This is a genomic window from Colwellia sp. MB02u-9, from assembly GCF_014077085.1.
Taxonomy (GTDB): domain Bacteria; phylum Pseudomonadota; class Gammaproteobacteria; order Enterobacterales; family Alteromonadaceae; genus Cognaticolwellia.
Genome location: NZ_JACGVF010000096.1, coordinates 22,104 through 37,836, shown reverse-complemented (window position 1 = coordinate 37,836; position 15,733 = coordinate 22,104). Strand labels below are relative to the sequence as shown.

General features: G+C 40.6%; 14 protein-coding genes. 6 read left to right on the top strand and 8 right to left on the bottom strand.

The window, feature by feature from the left end; all coding sequences use genetic code 11:
* Positions 1-31: 31 nt before the first annotated feature.
* Positions 32-1,378, bottom strand: a complete 1,347-nt coding sequence (locus tag H4J65_RS12570; protein WP_182198414.1) for a sodium-dependent transporter — start codon at positions 1,376-1,378, stop codon at positions 32-34.
* 262 nt (positions 1,379-1,640) lie between these two features.
* Positions 1,641-2,123 (bottom strand): YajQ family cyclic di-GMP-binding protein, encoded by a 483-nt coding sequence (locus H4J65_RS12565; protein ID WP_182136040.1) that lies wholly within the window; start codon positions 2,121-2,123, stop codon positions 1,641-1,643.
* A 243-nt stretch (positions 2,124-2,366) separates the two neighbouring features.
* Here H4J65_RS12565 and H4J65_RS12560 point away from each other — a divergent pair, with 243 nt between their 5' ends.
* Together H4J65_RS12560 and H4J65_RS12555 are read left to right on the top strand one after the other, a co-directional pair.
* Positions 2,367-2,735: a VanZ family protein gene (locus H4J65_RS12560; RefSeq protein ID WP_182198413.1), complete on the top strand. Its 369-nt coding sequence runs from the start codon at positions 2,367-2,369 to the stop codon at positions 2,733-2,735.
* Positions 2,732-3,628: a ketopantoate reductase family protein gene (locus H4J65_RS12555; RefSeq protein WP_182198412.1), complete on the top strand. Its 897-nt coding sequence runs from the start codon at positions 2,732-2,734 to the stop codon at positions 3,626-3,628. Before H4J65_RS12560 ends, H4J65_RS12555 begins: the two co-directional genes overlap by 4 nt.
* 345 nt (positions 3,629-3,973) lie before the next feature.
* On the opposite strand, the gene thiI is transcribed toward H4J65_RS12555, so the two are convergent.
* From thiI to pomA, 3 genes are all read right to left on the bottom strand, one after another.
* Complete coding sequence (gene thiI, locus H4J65_RS12550; RefSeq protein ID WP_182185340.1) at positions 3,974-5,428, bottom strand: tRNA uracil 4-sulfurtransferase ThiI; 1,455 nt, start codon at positions 5,426-5,428, stop codon at positions 3,974-3,976.
* Between the two features lie 392 nt (positions 5,429-5,820).
* Positions 5,821-6,756 carry a flagellar motor protein MotB gene (locus tag H4J65_RS12545; protein ID WP_182136044.1) on the bottom strand — a complete coding sequence of 312 codons (936 nt, stop codon included), beginning with the start codon at positions 6,754-6,756 and terminating at the stop codon, positions 5,821-5,823.
* An 11-nt stretch (positions 6,757-6,767) separates the two neighbouring features.
* The gene (pomA, locus tag H4J65_RS12540; protein ID WP_182136045.1) at positions 6,768-7,532 is read right to left on the bottom strand and encodes a flagellar motor protein PomA; all 765 of its coding nucleotides are present in this window, start codon (positions 7,530-7,532) and stop codon (positions 6,768-6,770) included.
* A 235-nt stretch (positions 7,533-7,767) separates the two neighbouring features.
* On the opposite strand from pomA, the gene xseB reads away from it, so the two are divergent.
* From xseB to H4J65_RS12520, 4 genes are all read left to right on the top strand, one after another.
* Complete coding sequence (gene xseB / locus H4J65_RS12535) at positions 7,768-8,022, top strand: exodeoxyribonuclease VII small subunit (RefSeq protein ID WP_182198411.1); 255 nt, start codon at positions 7,768-7,770, stop codon at positions 8,020-8,022.
* Positions 8,015-8,905 (top strand): (2E,6E)-farnesyl diphosphate synthase, encoded by an 891-nt coding sequence (gene ispA, locus H4J65_RS12530; protein ID WP_182198410.1) that lies wholly within the window; start codon positions 8,015-8,017, stop codon positions 8,903-8,905. The genes xseB and ispA overlap by 8 nt, the downstream gene beginning before the upstream one ends.
* Before the next feature lie 22 nt (positions 8,906-8,927).
* Complete coding sequence (dxs, locus tag H4J65_RS12525) at positions 8,928-10,814, top strand: 1-deoxy-D-xylulose-5-phosphate synthase (protein ID WP_182198409.1); 1,887 nt, start codon at positions 8,928-8,930, stop codon at positions 10,812-10,814.
* A 228-nt stretch (positions 10,815-11,042) separates the two neighbouring features.
* Positions 11,043-12,578: an amidase gene (locus H4J65_RS12520; RefSeq protein ID WP_220465143.1), complete on the top strand. Its 1,536-nt coding sequence runs from the start codon at positions 11,043-11,045 to the stop codon at positions 12,576-12,578.
* 136 nt (positions 12,579-12,714) lie between these two features.
* On the opposite strand, the gene ribBA is transcribed toward H4J65_RS12520, so the two are convergent.
* The 3 genes from ribBA to ribD form a co-directional block, all read right to left on the bottom strand.
* A complete protein-coding gene (gene ribBA, locus H4J65_RS12515) occupies positions 12,715-13,824 on the bottom strand; it encodes a bifunctional 3,4-dihydroxy-2-butanone-4-phosphate synthase/GTP cyclohydrolase II (protein ID WP_182136049.1) in 1,110 nt (369 codons plus the stop codon).
* 10 nt (positions 13,825-13,834) lie between these two features.
* Positions 13,835-14,494 (bottom strand): riboflavin synthase, encoded by a 660-nt coding sequence (locus tag H4J65_RS12510; RefSeq protein ID WP_182198408.1) that lies wholly within the window; start codon positions 14,492-14,494, stop codon positions 13,835-13,837.
* Between the two features lie 107 nt (positions 14,495-14,601).
* Positions 14,602-15,729 (bottom strand): bifunctional diaminohydroxyphosphoribosylaminopyrimidine deaminase/5-amino-6-(5-phosphoribosylamino)uracil reductase RibD, encoded by a 1,128-nt coding sequence (gene ribD / locus H4J65_RS12505; RefSeq protein WP_259367611.1) that lies wholly within the window; start codon positions 15,727-15,729, stop codon positions 14,602-14,604.
* Between the last annotated feature and the right edge of the window lie 4 nt (positions 15,730-15,733).

Below are 15,733 nucleotides of genomic sequence, written 5' to 3'. Positions count from 1 at the left end.
TTTTTAATCACTAAATTTTAAAGCGGTTTTATTACAATGAATGCCAGAAAACAATACCAATTGCGGTGGGACAAACAAACTTAGTGTACCAAGGCCAAATCTTCCAAAATAACGAATGTTCAACCATATCATTACCTTGCTTAAGTTCATTTAAAATATCGTTACGAAACCAAATCCAACCGACAAACACACAGCACAACATCGCAATCAGTGGCTGACCATAAACGGTAGACATCGAAATAACTAAACCAAAAAGCACATCAAAATTAAAGACGATTAAGGTACTTAACATAAAGATACCTAGACCGATAAAGGTAGTAGCTTTTTTCCGTTCAATATTATGGCGTTCTACCACAAAAGAAACCGGCCCTTCTAACATTGAAATACTCGATGTTAACGCGGCAATTGACATTAAAACAAAAAAACCAAAGCCAACAAATAAACCAATAGCCCCCATACCGTCGAATAACGTCGGTAAGACATCAAAAACCAAATTAGGACCAGAAATTAAACTACCATCTGCACTAAAGATGGCGACACCTTGTGCCTGAGCAACATACATGGATGGAATAATAAGCAAACCGGCCAAGAAGGCAATCGAGACATCAATTAAGGTCACTTGCGCACCAAGCGATACTAAGTTTTCACTTTTAGATATATATGAACCGTAAATCACCATCACACTAGTCCCTAGTGACAAAGAAAAGAAAGCTTGCCCCAATGCGCTGATCAGTAAGTCGGGCTCAAATAGACGAGAAATATCAGGATTTAAATACGCCGCGAAGCCTTCTTTTGCCCCTTCTAACGTAAAGACATAGAAGATCAATAAAATCAACAAACCTATTAGCATAGGCATTAAGCGCTTAGACCATTTTTCAATACCCTGCTCAACACCTCGGCGAATAATCGCGATAGTCAGCATCATAAATAACGCAGAAAAAATTAAATTACGCGCTAAAGATTGTGAGGTTAGCCAGTTTGACGCTTCATTAAAGCCCAACAAAGTCGTCATCGGCTCAATCGCGAATGACATCATCCAACCCGCTAAAATGCCATAAAAGCTTAAAATTAATGCCGCACAAACAATACCGCCAAAGCCAACGACAAAAGCAAAACGTTTGTGAAAAATATTGCGTGATATTTTTTGTAATGACGTCACCGCATTGGCTTGGCCATATCGCCCTATCAGTAACTCCGCCATAAAAGCGGGATACGCTAAACAAAAGGCAAGCACTAAATAAACTAGCACAAATGCAGCGCCGCCATTACTTGCCGTTTGGGTTGGAAAACCCCATATATTACCTAACCCTACCGCAGAACCCGCCGCCGCCATGATAAAACCAAAACGAGAACTGAACGCACCTCTAGAAGCAGCCATTTAAAACCATCATTATTATTATTTGAATAAGTTAATTTACTTAAAATATTAAGAAAAAAACAGCGTTTATTGGTAAAAAAGGTCATGAAAGTGCTTTTCATCGCTGTTTTTCGCGTAAACATTTCATTACTGGCTAAATTACAGTCAATAGTATTTTTATTGCTACCTATAGCTTTGAAAAAGATTAAAGCAAAAAAAGAGGCCAAAGCCTCTTTTAAAAATTCGACATTAACGATTAGAAAATAACGCTATGATTAGCGCATTAATCTCTAAAGTTATTATATTGAAATGATTGTTCAAACTCATTTTCTCTGAGTAATTGCATTACCGCTTGTAAATCGTCACGCTTTTTACCGGTAACGCGCACTTGTTCACCTTGAATTGAAGCCTGCACTTTTAACTTGCTGTCTTTGATCAATTTAACCACTTTCTTGGCCACCAATTGTTCGATGCCTTCTTTAAAAGTCGCCTCTTGGCTAAAGTTTTTCCCTGTGTGCTCAGTGTTACTCAGTGTCAGCGCTTTGGCGTCAATATTGCGTTTGACTAATTGGCTTCTTAGTACATCCGCCATTTGCTTAAGTTGAAAGTCAGCATCACCTTTCATCGTTACTGTTGGCGTTTTCCAAGTAAAGCTTGCGTCTGCACCTCGAAAGTCGAATCGAGTCGATAACTCACGGTTAGCATTTTCAGTTGCGTTTCTAACTTCTTCCAAATTAATTTCGGAAACAATATCCATTGAAGGCATGATGATTCTCTATCTAACAATAATTAGGCATATATTATCAATATATGAAATTAATACCAATGCACAAGATAACAAATTATGCCTTTGACTAGGAATAATACCCGTTGAATTAACGAAGCGATCGATTATTTATGTTAATGGCAATAAAGCCTTTAGTTCAAAACAACAATGATAGTTTTCGTTGCTTAGCACTGATATGATTAATAACATCTGATTTTATTAAGCACAATGACCTACACCGCAATGAAAAGTCGCTATCACTTATCTATTCTCGCCATTATTGTTATGCTATTTTTTTGCTTTTATTTTAGTTCTGAAGACTTGAGGCGCATGGTTTTTCGTAGCACAGAAATCGACTCTATTGGCCATATTATCAGTTTTTTTTGCTTAGCTTGGGTACTACACAGCATATTAAAATTGCCGTTATTGAATACCATGTTAACCGTCGCTTTTTACGGCATACTCACCGAGTTAGGACAGTATTATTTAGGCTTTCGCAGTGCGCAAGTAAGCGATTTTATTTCTGATTTAATCGGCATAGCATTATTTGGCCTTATTAGATGGGCAATTTTGATCTACCGTAATCGCTCGAGTAATAAGTCAATATCATGAATATTGTGGTTATTGGCCAAGGCGCTATCGGACTGCTCTGGTATCATCATTTAACTAAAGCGCAGAAAAACTCAGTCAGTTTATCCTGCTCAGCAAGCGCAAGCTCTGTGCCTAAACATTACCACTTTACTGACCTTAACAACCACAGCGAACAGGGCTTATTAACGCTCGCCAATAACACGACCTTGGCCAATGCAGACTTGATATTGCTCTGCGTAAAGTCTTATCAGGTTAAAGCCGCCATAGCAGCTTTAACCAATAAAATATCAACTCAAGCCATCATTGTTTTTTGTCATAACGGCATGGGCGCATACCAGGACTTAGCCAAGCTTCCGCAACCTTGTTTAGCGTTATTAACCACCCATGGCTGTAAAATAACCCGCCCTTTTCATGCTCAGCACACGGGTTTAGGTCACCATGACTTAGGCCTGATCGCTGGCGATATTAGCCCAACAATACGTGATGAACTCACCGCCACATTAGCCCAAGCTTTGCCAACATTGAGCTTTACAGAGGCTATTAAGGACAAGCAGTGGCTTAAATTAGCGATAAATTGTGTTATTAACCCGATAACCGCGATAGAAAACATCGATAATGGTCAGCTACTTGATGATAAATTCAAGTCACTCATCACTAAATTAATTGATGAAATCATCGCTGTAGCGGCTTATGAAAACATTAACTTTGACTTTAACGAGCTGAAAGCAAGCATACTGCAGGTCGCAACAAACACCGCTAAAAATTGCTCTTCAATGCGCAGCGATATTCTACAGCAACGAAAAACTGAGATTGATTATATCAATGGCTACATTGTTAATCTGGCTAGAAAGGCAGGTCTTGGTGTCCCCCAAAATGAAAAAATAATACAGCAAGTTAGAGCGTTAGAAGTTTAGTACTCTGTCATGCCTAACATTAAAAAACCCTCAAACAATGACTTATTTGAGGGTTTTTTAATGTTAACTATAGCCGTTGAACCTATAGCGTTATTTAGCTGTAGTTGTCGTTGATTTTTGTCGTCTGACATAAAATCAACTGGGCTATGCGTAACTAGGCTATGTATAAATAGCCTATGCATAAATAGGCTATGCATATTTGGCCCATCAGGTTAATTGCCTATTTAACGCTTGCCGGACTTAAATTCGACCTAGAAAAAATGGCCCAACACGCTATTATCCCCTAGGCTCCATTTAGGCTAGACTCCATCAGCGAGCAACATTGTGCTGAAACAGAGTGGTTACTTATGGTCGATACACTTTCACATTGGTAAAACCTGCGCCTAATAAATACAGCGCCTGCAATTTACTCATCACACCTTGGTCACAATAAAGTAAGTAATCTTTAGACTTATCTAAGTCGCCAAATTGACTGGTTAGCTTGTAGAAAGGTAAATGTATAACCTCTACACCTTCTAACGCTAATGGATTGTCATCTTCTTCGTCTGGACTACGAATGTCGAGCACGACTGCATTGGCAGGAATGTTATCTAAGGTATCAACCGCATGAATTTCTGCTTCACTTTCTTTGCCAATATCACGAATATCAAATATGCGCGTTTCATCAACGACCTTATCAAGAATTGAAAAATCAAAGTTTGCTTCTTCTGCCTCAACTTTAGACAATACCGCTTTTACTGTTGGCTTTTTAGAAATAACACCACAATATTCAGGAATGGTTTTAGCAAAATCTTCTGTACCAATTTTACGCGCAATATCAATAATATCTTGTTTATCGTAGGTGGCTAATGGTCGTAAAATCAAGGTGTCTGTCACCCGATTAATAACGTTTAAGTTAGTTAAGGTTTGACTAGATACCTGGCCTATTGCTTCACCGGTAACTAAAGCTTGAATACCCATTTTGTCGGCTATTGTGGTTGCCGCTCGCATCATCATACGCTTAAGCACGACACCCATTAGACCGTTTTCAATGTTTTCTAGTATTTCTGCAACTACAGGTTCAAAATCTACTGCGAAAAACTTCACTCGATGTGACGCGCCGTATTTATTCCATAAATAGTAACTGACTTGCTTAACACCGACTTCGTGCGCCGCACCGCCTAAATTAAAAAAACAATAATGCGTTCGTGCCCCTTTTTTAATCATTTGATAACTAGCAACACCTGAATCAAAACCACCCGACATTAGCGATAGCACATCTTCTTGTGTGGCAATGGGAAAACCTCCCATACCTTTGTGGCGCTGGGTAACAATATATAAATGTGTATTTTTAATTTCTAAATACACAGTAACATCAGGTTTTGTCAATTTAACGCTAGCAGATTCAACGTGCAAGTTTAGTCCACTGCCAACATATTTTTCGACGTCCATGGAATTAAAGTCGTGCTTACCTGAACGCTTTACTCTGACAGAAAATGTTTTGTTTTCGATATTCTTAGCATGAACCGCTAAGGTTTTTTCACAAATATCATTAAGGTCAGTAAAGCTGGCTTGTTGCACTTCGAGAAACGTCGGAATGCCTGGCGTGGATTTTAAGGTCTCTATTAATTTTAAACGGTTTTCGGGGCTATTATTGGACGTATTAACTTCAATGTTGTCCCAGTGCATTTGTGTTGTCACTTGTTCATCAACACGACGCAGCACATTTTTTATACTTGATTCTAAAATCTTAGTAAAACGCTTACGCACTGGACGGCTTTTAATGGTTATTTCAGCCTGTAACTTAACAATAAATCTCATCAACAATAATGCCCTTATTTAGAATGGCGCGCATTATATACCTGTTCTACTCTAATATGCAATTTCAGCGCTAAGTACCCTAAGGTAAACTGATAACGGCTTATCTGCTAGGTTATAAACATTAACAGTGAAATAATACCAAAGCGTTTTAGGTATAAAGCGCGGTTAAATTAGGAAAGTTATTTATCTTCAAAACCTGTTATTGCACAATAGTTGGCGTATATCTGTGTGCACAACAAAATAATCAAGGTAATGGCATGTGCTTAACGTGCAAAAATCTGCCTATTTAAAAGCAGAGGCGATAGACTAGCTTTAAGCTCAGCCATAAAAAAAGGAGTACCTGATTTGTACTCCTCATATAACTTGCCTTTAAGTGAGATAAATTTTTATCATCACTGAATGGAGATTGGCGCTGTTTCTTTCGCTTTACCTTGGTTAATAGCAATTTCAACCCGACGATTTCGACGACGATTTAAGCGATTAGTATTCGGCACTAATGGCCGTGTGTCGGCATGGCCAACAACCAGTAAACGAGATTGGTCAAAATCAGGCACTTTAATAATTTCATGCGCAATAGCCACAGCGCGTTTACTTGATAAGTCCCAATTAGAGGTAAACAATTCAGAACTTATGCCTTGGTTATCTGTGTTGCCAGAGATCATGATCTCACCGGGCACAGTATTTAATAACAAACCAATTTCTCGCATTATAGGTTTAAATTGAGGTTGTAAGAATGCTGAGCCTGATGGAAATGAGCCGTTTTCACGAATACGAATAATAACTTGCTGCCCCAATGACTCTAACTCAATAGCGCCGTCTTGAATTTGTTGTTCTAATTGCTGGGCTATTTTTTTCACTAGGTCATTAACTTGATCTTGTGACGCTTGTTCTAGCTCATCTCTAGCTTTTTGTGGTGCCGCTGTTGAGACGGTATCTGCAGTGCTTTGTGATTGACCACCGCGTTGGGTGCCACGTTGCTCTTGTCGACCACCCGCGGAGGTTTCATCTCCGGCTTGAAATTCCAACATTTGTTGGGTCATTTCCATGGTTTGTTGTTGAATAACTTCAATCGGGGTTGGCTCAGGTTTACCGGGGCGAAATTCCTGAGCAATAATACTGGTGCCTTTAGGGATGTCTTTGACTTCTATTTTATTTTGTACGCCAAAGGCAAACTTCATTGAGCCCGCAATTTGCTTAAACTTTAATACGTCCATTTCAGAAAATGATAAAAGTAAGACGAAAAAACACATCAATAGCGCCATTAAGTCGGCAAATGTGCCCATCCATGGTGGTAATCCTGGGGGTGGGCATTTACATTTATCTGCCATAATTAACTCCCCTACTCTTCAGTTGTATCAACAGCTCGCTTACTTTCAGCAAGGTAGCTCTTTAGCAGGCCTTCAATAACACGTGGATTTTGACCATCTTGAATACCTAAAACGGCATCAAGCACGAGTTCTTGATTCATTTTCTCTTCTGCTAAACGTAATTTTAATTTAGACGCGATAGGTATGGCAATAACATTCGCCAAAAATGCACCGTATAAGGTTGTTAGCAATGCTACCGCCATGGCCGGACCAATCGCCTTTGGGTCGTCCATATTAGATAACATAGCAACCAAACCAATCAAGGTGCCTATCATGCCCATAGCGGGTGCAATATCGGCTAGGGCCATCATCATGTTTGAGCCAGTTTCATGACGTTCGGTCGTGAGGTCAATATCTTTTTGCATCGTAGTTCGTACAACGTCAGCATCATGACCATCAACCAACATATCGACACCTTTTTGCATAAAAGCATTAGAAATCTCAGCTTCCTCTAGGGCTAAAAAACCGCCTTTACGAGCTGCATCAGCCATTTCTACTGATTTTTCAATTAACTCTTCAGGTGTCTCCAATTTAAACATGAAGGATTTACCAATAATTTTTCCGATACCAAAAAACTGGCCTAAATTATAATTGGCTAACACAACAAAAATCGAACCACCAAAGACAATAATCACCGACTGAGTATCTAAAAACATGCTAATGTCGCCAGCGAGTAGCATCGCCATAATCAGTAAGCCTATTGCACCGACTATGCCTATTAATGTTGCTAAATCCACAAATGCCTCCGATAAATTTTCTTATATATACTCATTAGGCTGATAATACCTGATGAATAGGTCTGACGCGAATACTTATATTTTTCGTTATACCTTTGTTATCGTCCATATTGTCAATAACTTAACAAGCTAATGTCAATATTATTGCTATCAACATCAATTCATCATTAATTGACCCCGCGCCCTAGCTAAGGTAAGTTTGCGCCTAGAGTTCATATCACGCAAAAAAAAATCCATGGCCAGAAAAAAAATTGAAAACTTAAGCTTTGAAGAATCATTAGTTGAATTAGAAACCATTGTGAAAAATTTAGAGCAAGGTGATCTTAACCTTGAAGACTCAATGGCCTTATTTGAACGTGGCCTACACCTGAGCCAACATAATCAAGAAAAACTTAAAGGTGCCGAACAGCAAATTAATATTTTGCTGGAAAAAAACGGCCAAGCGCCATTAGAAAAATTTAATACCGACGAGACTAACATCCGTGACTAAACTCGCCCATATTGATGATGTGCAAACGCGCATTAATGATTATCTCAGTAAAAAGCTTGCAAGCTTAACCCTTAACGATGAAAAGTTATTAGCAGCTATGCGCTACGGCTTACTCATTGGGGGTAAGCGTATGCGGCCATATTTAGCTTATATTACCGGGGCAACATTAGACGCCACGCAAAGTGATATTGACGGTGTAGCCGCTGCCATAGAGTGCATTCATGCTTATTCACTGTTGCATGATGACTTACCGGCAATGGACGACGATGATTTGCGTCGCGGCCAACCCACTTGTCATAAAGCTTTTGATGAAGCGACCGCTATTCTCGCTGGTGATAGCTTGCAAACGCTAGCGTTTGATATTATTGCCAACCATGAATTTTCTGAGGCTGTAGACACTAAGCGCATTAATTTATTACGCCACCTTGTTAATGCCGCGGGTTATCAAGGCATGTGTGGTGGCCAAGCATTAGATTTAGCGGCCACTGATAAAGCCATTTCACTGGCCGCATTAGAAAATTTACACTCGTTAAAAACCGGCGCTTTACTTGAAGCTTCGGTAAAAATGGCCGCAGAATGCAGCAATAAAGCCACCCTGTATGACAAAGAACAATTAGCCCTTTATGCTAAGCTTGTTGGCTTGGCTTACCAAGTACGTGATGACATTATCGATATAACATCAACAGAAGAAGAGCTGGGCAAACCCATGGGTTCTGACCTTGCCGCCAATAAAAGTACCTATCCCGCATTGTTAGGTTTACAGGGCGCACAAGAAAAGGCCGAAAACTTATATCAACAAGCGCTTCAAGCTTTAGCCACTTTGCCCTACAATACCCAGAGCTTGTCCGACTTTGCGACTTTCATTGTCAGCCGCAAACATTAATTTTTAAATTTAATAGAATCATATGACTATAAACTTAACTGAATATCCTTTATTGGCCAAGATCAATTTCCCGGCTGATTTGCGAAAATTAGAGCAAAAGCAATTAACAAAAGTCAGTGAAGAGCTAAGACGTTATCTTTTAAATTCTGTCAGTAAAAGTAGCGGTCACTTTGCCTCGGGCTTAGGTACCATTGAATTAACCGTTGCCTTACATTATGTTTATAACACGCCATTTGACCATTTACTTTGGGATGTTGGACACCAAGCATACCCACACAAAATACTCACTGGCCGACGTGATCAACTCCACACTATTCGACAAAAAGACGGCTTGCACCCCTTTCCATGGCGTGAAGAAAGTGAATATGACGTACTTAGTGTCGGTCACTCAAGCACCTCAATCTCTGCGGCATTAGGCTTAGCCGTTGCGGCTGAGCAAGAAGCAAAAAATCGTAAGGTGGTTTCGGTTATAGGTGACGGCGCCATGACAGCAGGTATGGCTTTTGAAGCTTTAAATCATGCCGGTGATATCAATAAAAACATGTTAGTTATCTTAAACGATAACGAAATGTCGATATCGGAAAATGTCGGTGCGTTAAATAATCATCTAGCAAAATTACTTTCTGGCAGCATATATACCGGTATCCGTGAAGGGAGTAAACGCATACTTGAAAACATTCCGCCGATTAAAGAATTAGCCAGTCGTGCTGAAGAGCATTTAAAAGGTATGGTTGTACCAAGCTCCTTATTTGAAGAGCTGGGTTTTAACTACATTGGTCCGATTGATGGTCATGACGTTAATGGCTTAGTGGCGACTATTTCTAATATGCGTAACCTCAAAGGCCCACAATTACTGCATATTGCCACTAAAAAAGGTAAGGGGTATCAACAGGCTGAACAAGATCCAATCAAGTATCATGCCGTACCTAAATTTGATCACACAGAAACAAGCCTACCTAAAAGCGCACCAAGCTTGCCCACTTATTCAGCCATATTTGGTGATTGGTTATGTAAAGTGGCTGAGCAAGATAGTCAGCTTGCCGCCATTACGCCAGCCATGCGTGAAGGCTCAGGTATGGTGGAGTTTAGCCAACGTTTTCCCAAGCAGTATTATGATGTGGCTATTGCTGAACAACATGCGGTCACTTTTGCTGCCGGCCTAGCTATTGGCGGACAAAAGCCTGTGGTGGCTATTTATTCGAGCTTTTTACAACGTGGTTATGATCAATTTATTCATGATGTAGCGATTCAAAATTTACCAGTATTATTTGCCATTGACAGAGCCGGTATTGTCGGCGCTGATGGTGCGACGCATCAAGGTGCATTTGATTTAAGTTTTATGCGTTGCATTCCAAACCTCACTATCATGACACCCTCTGATGAACGCGAATGTCAGCTAATGCTCAATACCGGTTATCAGTTAAATACCCCTGCCGCCGTGCGCTACCCTCGTGGCAGTGGCAATGGTGCAACACTACCGGCAATATCAGAAACACTTGAGATCGGCAAAGCCGATATTATTCGTGCGATAGACGATAACATCCAAGTGCCAAGTAAAGTGGCTGTGCTTAACTTCGGTACTCTATTAACGCAAGCGAAAATAGCGGCAGAAACCCTTAACGCCACTTTAGTTGATATGCGTTTTGTTAAACCCTTAGATCAAGCGCTAATCAAAACACTATGTGCCAGTCACGACTGTATTGTCACCGTCGAAGACAATGCCATTGCTGGTGGCGCCGGCTCTGGTGTTAACGAATTTATTTTAAGCCAAGGTATTGCGAAAAAAATTCTCAATATAGGCTTACCCGATAGTTTTATTAAGCACGGTACACAAGCTGAAATTCATCAAGAATTAGGCTTAGATAGCCAAGGGATAATCGAGAAGATCAGACAATTTATGCAACTATAAAAGTCTTAATTCACCGCTAGTAACAAACACGCCATTTGACAAAGCAAATGGCGTACTTCCTTATTCGACACTAAACACAGTACAAATACAGTACAAACACACTTCGTCAAAACATCTTTACCTCTCATGCTAAACTTCACTATCACGTTTAATCACCCTTACCTTAAAGGCTAGACAAGTGGCTTTTTTTAACGTTATATAAGCGTACAAATAATAAAAGGAAGTACTATGCGAAGTTTTATTAGCATTATAGCCGCGCTCATGCTCTGCACTTTATCAGCTTGTTCAAAAACAAACATAAATCATCACGAATTAACTGTGACTAAAGTTCACCGCATGATGGAAAATAAACAGCTAACAAGTGAAGAATTGGTCAACTACTACTTAGACCGAATAACAAAAATTGATGACCAAGGGCCACAACTAAACGCTGTAGTTCAGCTCAATAAAAACGCGCTTACAAGAGCGCAAGAGCTTGATGCGATTTATAAAAAATCAGGCAAAGTAGGACCATTACACGGCATTCCTGTTTTATTAAAAGATAATATCGATACTATTGACGGTATGGCCAATACTGCAGGCTCTTGGGCGTTAAAAAACCACTACCCTAAAAATGATGCTTTTTTGGTTCAGCAACTTAAAAATGCTGGTGCGATTATTTTAGGAAAAACAAATTTAAGTGAGTGGGCAAACTTTCGTTCAACCTCGTCGTCAAGTGGTTGGAGTGGCCTATGGGGGCAAAGTAAAAACCCATACGACTTAACTACAAGCCCATGTGGGTCGAGTGCAGGCTCTGGTGTAGCCATTGCAGCAGATCTTGCATTATTGGCTGTAGGCACAGAAACAGACGGCTCTGTAACCTGTCCATCGGCAATAAACGGTATTGTCGGTATCAAGCCTACTTTAGGTACCATAAGTCGAGATGGCATTATCCCTATCGCCCATAGCCAAGATACTGCTGGCCCAATGGCGCGCACAGTAACTGACGCTGTGCTGCTGCTGGCCGCATTAACTGCGGTCGACAACAGTGACCATGGTGCACTATCGACTACCACTGATTATATTAGTCATTTAAAAATAGGTGGCATTAAAGGCAAACGCATCGGTGTAGCCCGAAACCTTATGGGTTATCATGGCCAACTTGATGCGGTCTTTGAACAAGCTATTGCCGACTTACAAGCTCAAGGCGGAATTATTGTTGATGCAACTAATTTCACCAATACTGATGCTTGGGGTGACGCAGAGTTTGAAGTGCTGCTGTACGAGTTTAAGCATGGTTTAAATGCTTATCTTGCAGACACAGGTGATAATATCCCTAAGTCACTTGCAGCCTTAATTGCCTTTAATCTTGCACACGAAGATAAAGAAATGCTTTATTTTAAACAAGAAATATTTGAGATGGCACAAGCTAAAGGACCATTAACTGATGAGCGTTACCGTGCAGCCTTACGGCTCGCAAAAAAATCAACGCAAGATGAAGGTATTGATGCCCTCTTGGCTGAACACCAGCTTGATCTGATAATTGCACCAACAACAGGGCCGGCTTGGAAAACTGATTGGATAAACGGTGACCATTATTTAGGCGCAGCGTCTTCTGCTGCTGCCATTTCTGGTTATCCCCATATTACAGTGCCTATGGGCTATGTTCATGGCTTACCTGTTGGTTTATCAATGTTTTCAGGTAAATTACAAGAAGGTAAATTGATTGAAGTTGCCTATGATTATGAGCAATCAACGTTACATAGAAGATCGCCAGAGCTTTAAATATTGTTGACCTGAGTTTCATATGGCATCAAAAAAGCGATTTGAATGACTTCAAATCGCTTTTTTACTTGTCGCACATTAGCGACATCGCACTCACTTGGCAGTGAAGTAGTAACACGATTCACTACAAAATTGTTTACTCAGCAATATATTCCACGACTTCTAAGCCAAAGCCTGAAAGCGAGTGATATTTCGTTTGTGAACTTAATAAGCGCATTTTACTGACACCTAGATTAGCTAAAATTTGCGATCCAACACCAACGTTACGTGAACCGACATGACGTTGCACTTCTTTCACAGTTTCACCCGCGTCAAGCTTAGCGTATTTCTGTACTTGGGCAATAAGCTCCATAGGTGACTCGTGCTTGCCTAATAAGACTAATACACCACCTTCTTTGCCAATTTTTTCCAGCGCACTCGACATCGGCCATTTAGCGACACTTTCACGTTGACTCAATAATAAGTCTTTAAAGGTATTTTCTAAGTGCACACGCACTAATGTTGGCTCTTCAGGCTTAATTTCACCTTTGGTTAAGGCAAAGTGTGCTTGACCGTCAATAGTGTCTTTAAATACGGTTAAATCAAAATCACCAAATTCGGTCGGTAATTTACACTTTGAGATCCGTTCAATCGTAGTTTCATTGGCATTACGATATTCAATTAAATCGGCAATAGTCCCCATTTTTATGCCATGTTTTTCAGCAATAATTTCTAGGTCTGGACGACGCGCCATGGTGCCATCTTCATTTAATATCTCAACAATAACCGCTGCAGCTTCAAAGCCAGCTAAACGCGCTAAATCAACACCGGCTTCGGTATGACCCGCACGGTTTAACACGCCACCATCTTTGGCAATCAGTGGGAAAATATGGCCGGGCTGCACAATCGAGTTATGATCAGCGTCTTTACCAACCGCCGCTAAAACGGTTGTGGCACGATCAGCGGCAGAAATACCGGTAGTTACGCCTTCAGCCGCTTCAATAGAGACAGTGAAATTAGTGGTGAACTGGGCGTCGTTTTTATCGACCATTAACGGTAATTTTAACAACTCGCAACGCGCTGCCGACATTGGCATACAAATAAGACCACGACCATGTGTTGCCATAAAGTTTATCGCTTCAGGCGTTACTTTTTCTGCCGCCATAATGAAGTCACCTTCATTTTCGCGATCTTCATCATCCATTAAGATGACCATTTTACCTTGAGCTATATCGTCGATAATCTCTTGTGGCGTATGTAAATTCATGACAACCTCTTTATTTAATAAAACCATTACGCGCTAATAACGCATGCGTAACACCTGACGGCTCTTGCTTGCCAGTTGTTTGCTTGGTAAGTAATCTTTCTAGGTAGCGGGCAATTAAATCAACTTCTAGATTAACTTTAGTGCCCACTTGGTATGTACTGATAATTGTTTGACCTGTGGTATGTGGAACAATCGTTAAGCGAAATTGATCGGCGCTTAAACTATTGACCGTCAAGCTAGTACCATCAATAGTCACTGAGCCTTTTTCTGCAATATAGGCTGATAGTTCTGCCGGCATAGTTAACCAATAATCTATGCTATTGCCCTTATGTTCAATGGCGCTAATTTCACTCACCGCATCAACGTGACCCGACACCATGTGGCCACCGAATCGTGTGGTAGGTAACATAGCTTTTTCAAGATTAACGCTAGCACCCATTTTATAATGTGCGAAACCAGTACGTGTTAAGGTTTCGCTAGATACATCAGCGCTAAAGCTGGTGCTATCTAAGGCAACAACGGTTAAACAAATACCATTGGTTGCAATTGAGTCGCCTAATTTAACATCTGATAAGTCTAATTTTGCCGTATTAATGGTGACGCGTGCGCCATCGCCTGAGCTATTAATTGCTTTTAAATGCCCTACGGCTTCTATAATGCCTGTAAACATATTATGTCTCGTCGCCTGTATAGCTTATTATTTATTATTACCACTGACCCTATTTGGCCAGAGCCTAGTTTGGCCAGAGCCTAGTTTGGCCAATCAAAGCCTTCACGTTAACGACTAAACTTTGCCGTTATCCTAATATCTTTACCCACCATGCGAATATCATTTATATCGAGGTTTTTAGCCGCTGATAGCTGCAATATTGCTGGCATATTAAGTAAGCTTTTACCCTCACTACCGATAAGTTTTGGTGCTTGGTAAAGTACCAGTTCATCAACTAAGTTTGCGCTAATAAAAGCGCCTGCTAGCTTAGCGCCCGACTCAATTAAAATGTCATTCAAGCCTTGTTGAGCCAAGTAAGCTAACAATAAACTGAGATCGATATATTCACTATCGACCGCTTTAGAAATAATCACTTGTTCTACAAAATGTGGCCAAGTATGTCTATTTTCAATAGTTGGTCGAATTAATATTATTTTACTGCTGGTTTTAAAGACAGCAAGATCAGGTGTTAAGCGGTTTTTACCATCAATAATAATACGAACTGGCTGCCTAATATCTGCTTGTGCATAACGCTGCTTTAGCTCACCTAATGCATGCCAACGGACATTCATTTTAGCATTGTCAAAAATAACAGAGTCGGCGCCACAAATAATGCCACAACTTTGTGCTCTGAGTCGCTGGACATCAGTGCGGGCTTCATTTGAGGTTATCCACTGGCTTTCACCACTGGCCATAGCCGTTTTTCCGTCCAAGCTTGCCGCTAATTTACAACGAACATAAGGTGATTTGGTGGTCATTAAGTGAATAAAACCAGGGTTTAATGCCCGAGCATCTTGTTCAAGCAAGCCAAACTCTGTGGTTATTCCTGCCTCAGTTAACAACTCAAGGCCACGACCCGAAACTCTTGGATCCGGGTCCACCATAGCGGCAATAACATGGCTCACTTGTGCTTTAATCAGCGCTTGTGCACAAGGCGGTGTTAAACCAAAATGACTACAAGGCTCTAGCGTGACATAAGCAGTGGCACCTTTGGCTTTGCTTCCAGCCTGTTTTAGTGCATAAACTTCAGCATGCCCTTGCCCTGCTTTTTGATGAAAACCTTCACCAACCACTTCGCCCTTCAACACAATGACACAACCCACACGAGGATTAGGCGAGGTGGTAAAATGGCCACGCTTTGCCAAGCTAATGGCGCGCTGCATAAATTGATGATCTTTTAACGAAAAATGGCTCATTACT

What these genes read in the sequence shown, in the direction of transcription:
- H4J65_RS12570 (WP_182198414.1), bottom strand. Translation starts at nt 1,378, where the DNA reads ATGGCTGCTTCTAGAGGTGCGTTCAGTTCTCGTTTTGGTTTTATCATG.
- H4J65_RS12565 (WP_182136040.1), bottom strand. Translation starts at nt 2,123, where the DNA reads ATGCCTTCAATGGATATTGTTTCCGAAATTAATTTGGAAGAAGTTAGA.
- H4J65_RS12560 (WP_182198413.1), top strand. Translation starts at nt 2,367, where the DNA reads ATGAAAAGTCGCTATCACTTATCTATTCTCGCCATTATTGTTATGCTA.
- H4J65_RS12555 (WP_182198412.1), top strand. Translation starts at nt 2,732, where the DNA reads ATGAATATTGTGGTTATTGGCCAAGGCGCTATCGGACTGCTCTGGTAT.
- thiI (WP_182185340.1), bottom strand. Translation starts at nt 5,428, where the DNA reads ATGAGATTTATTGTTAAGTTACAGGCTGAAATAACCATTAAAAGCCGT.
- H4J65_RS12545 (WP_182136044.1), bottom strand. Translation starts at nt 6,756, where the DNA reads ATGGCAGATAAATGTAAATGCCCACCCCCAGGATTACCACCATGGATG.
- xseB (WP_182198411.1), top strand. Translation starts at nt 7,768, where the DNA reads ATGGCCAGAAAAAAAATTGAAAACTTAAGCTTTGAAGAATCATTAGTT.
- dxs (WP_182198409.1), top strand. Translation starts at nt 8,928, where the DNA reads ATGACTATAAACTTAACTGAATATCCTTTATTGGCCAAGATCAATTTC.
- H4J65_RS12520 (WP_220465143.1), top strand. Translation starts at nt 11,043, where the DNA reads ATGCGAAGTTTTATTAGCATTATAGCCGCGCTCATGCTCTGCACTTTA.
- ribBA (WP_182136049.1), bottom strand. Translation starts at nt 13,824, where the DNA reads ATGAATTTACATACGCCACAAGAGATTATCGACGATATAGCTCAAGGT.
- H4J65_RS12510 (WP_182198408.1), bottom strand. Translation starts at nt 14,494, where the DNA reads ATGTTTACAGGCATTATAGAAGCCGTAGGGCATTTAAAAGCAATTAAT.
- ribD (WP_259367611.1), bottom strand. Translation starts at nt 15,729, where the DNA reads ATGAGCCATTTTTCGTTAAAAGATCATCAATTTATGCAGCGCGCCATT.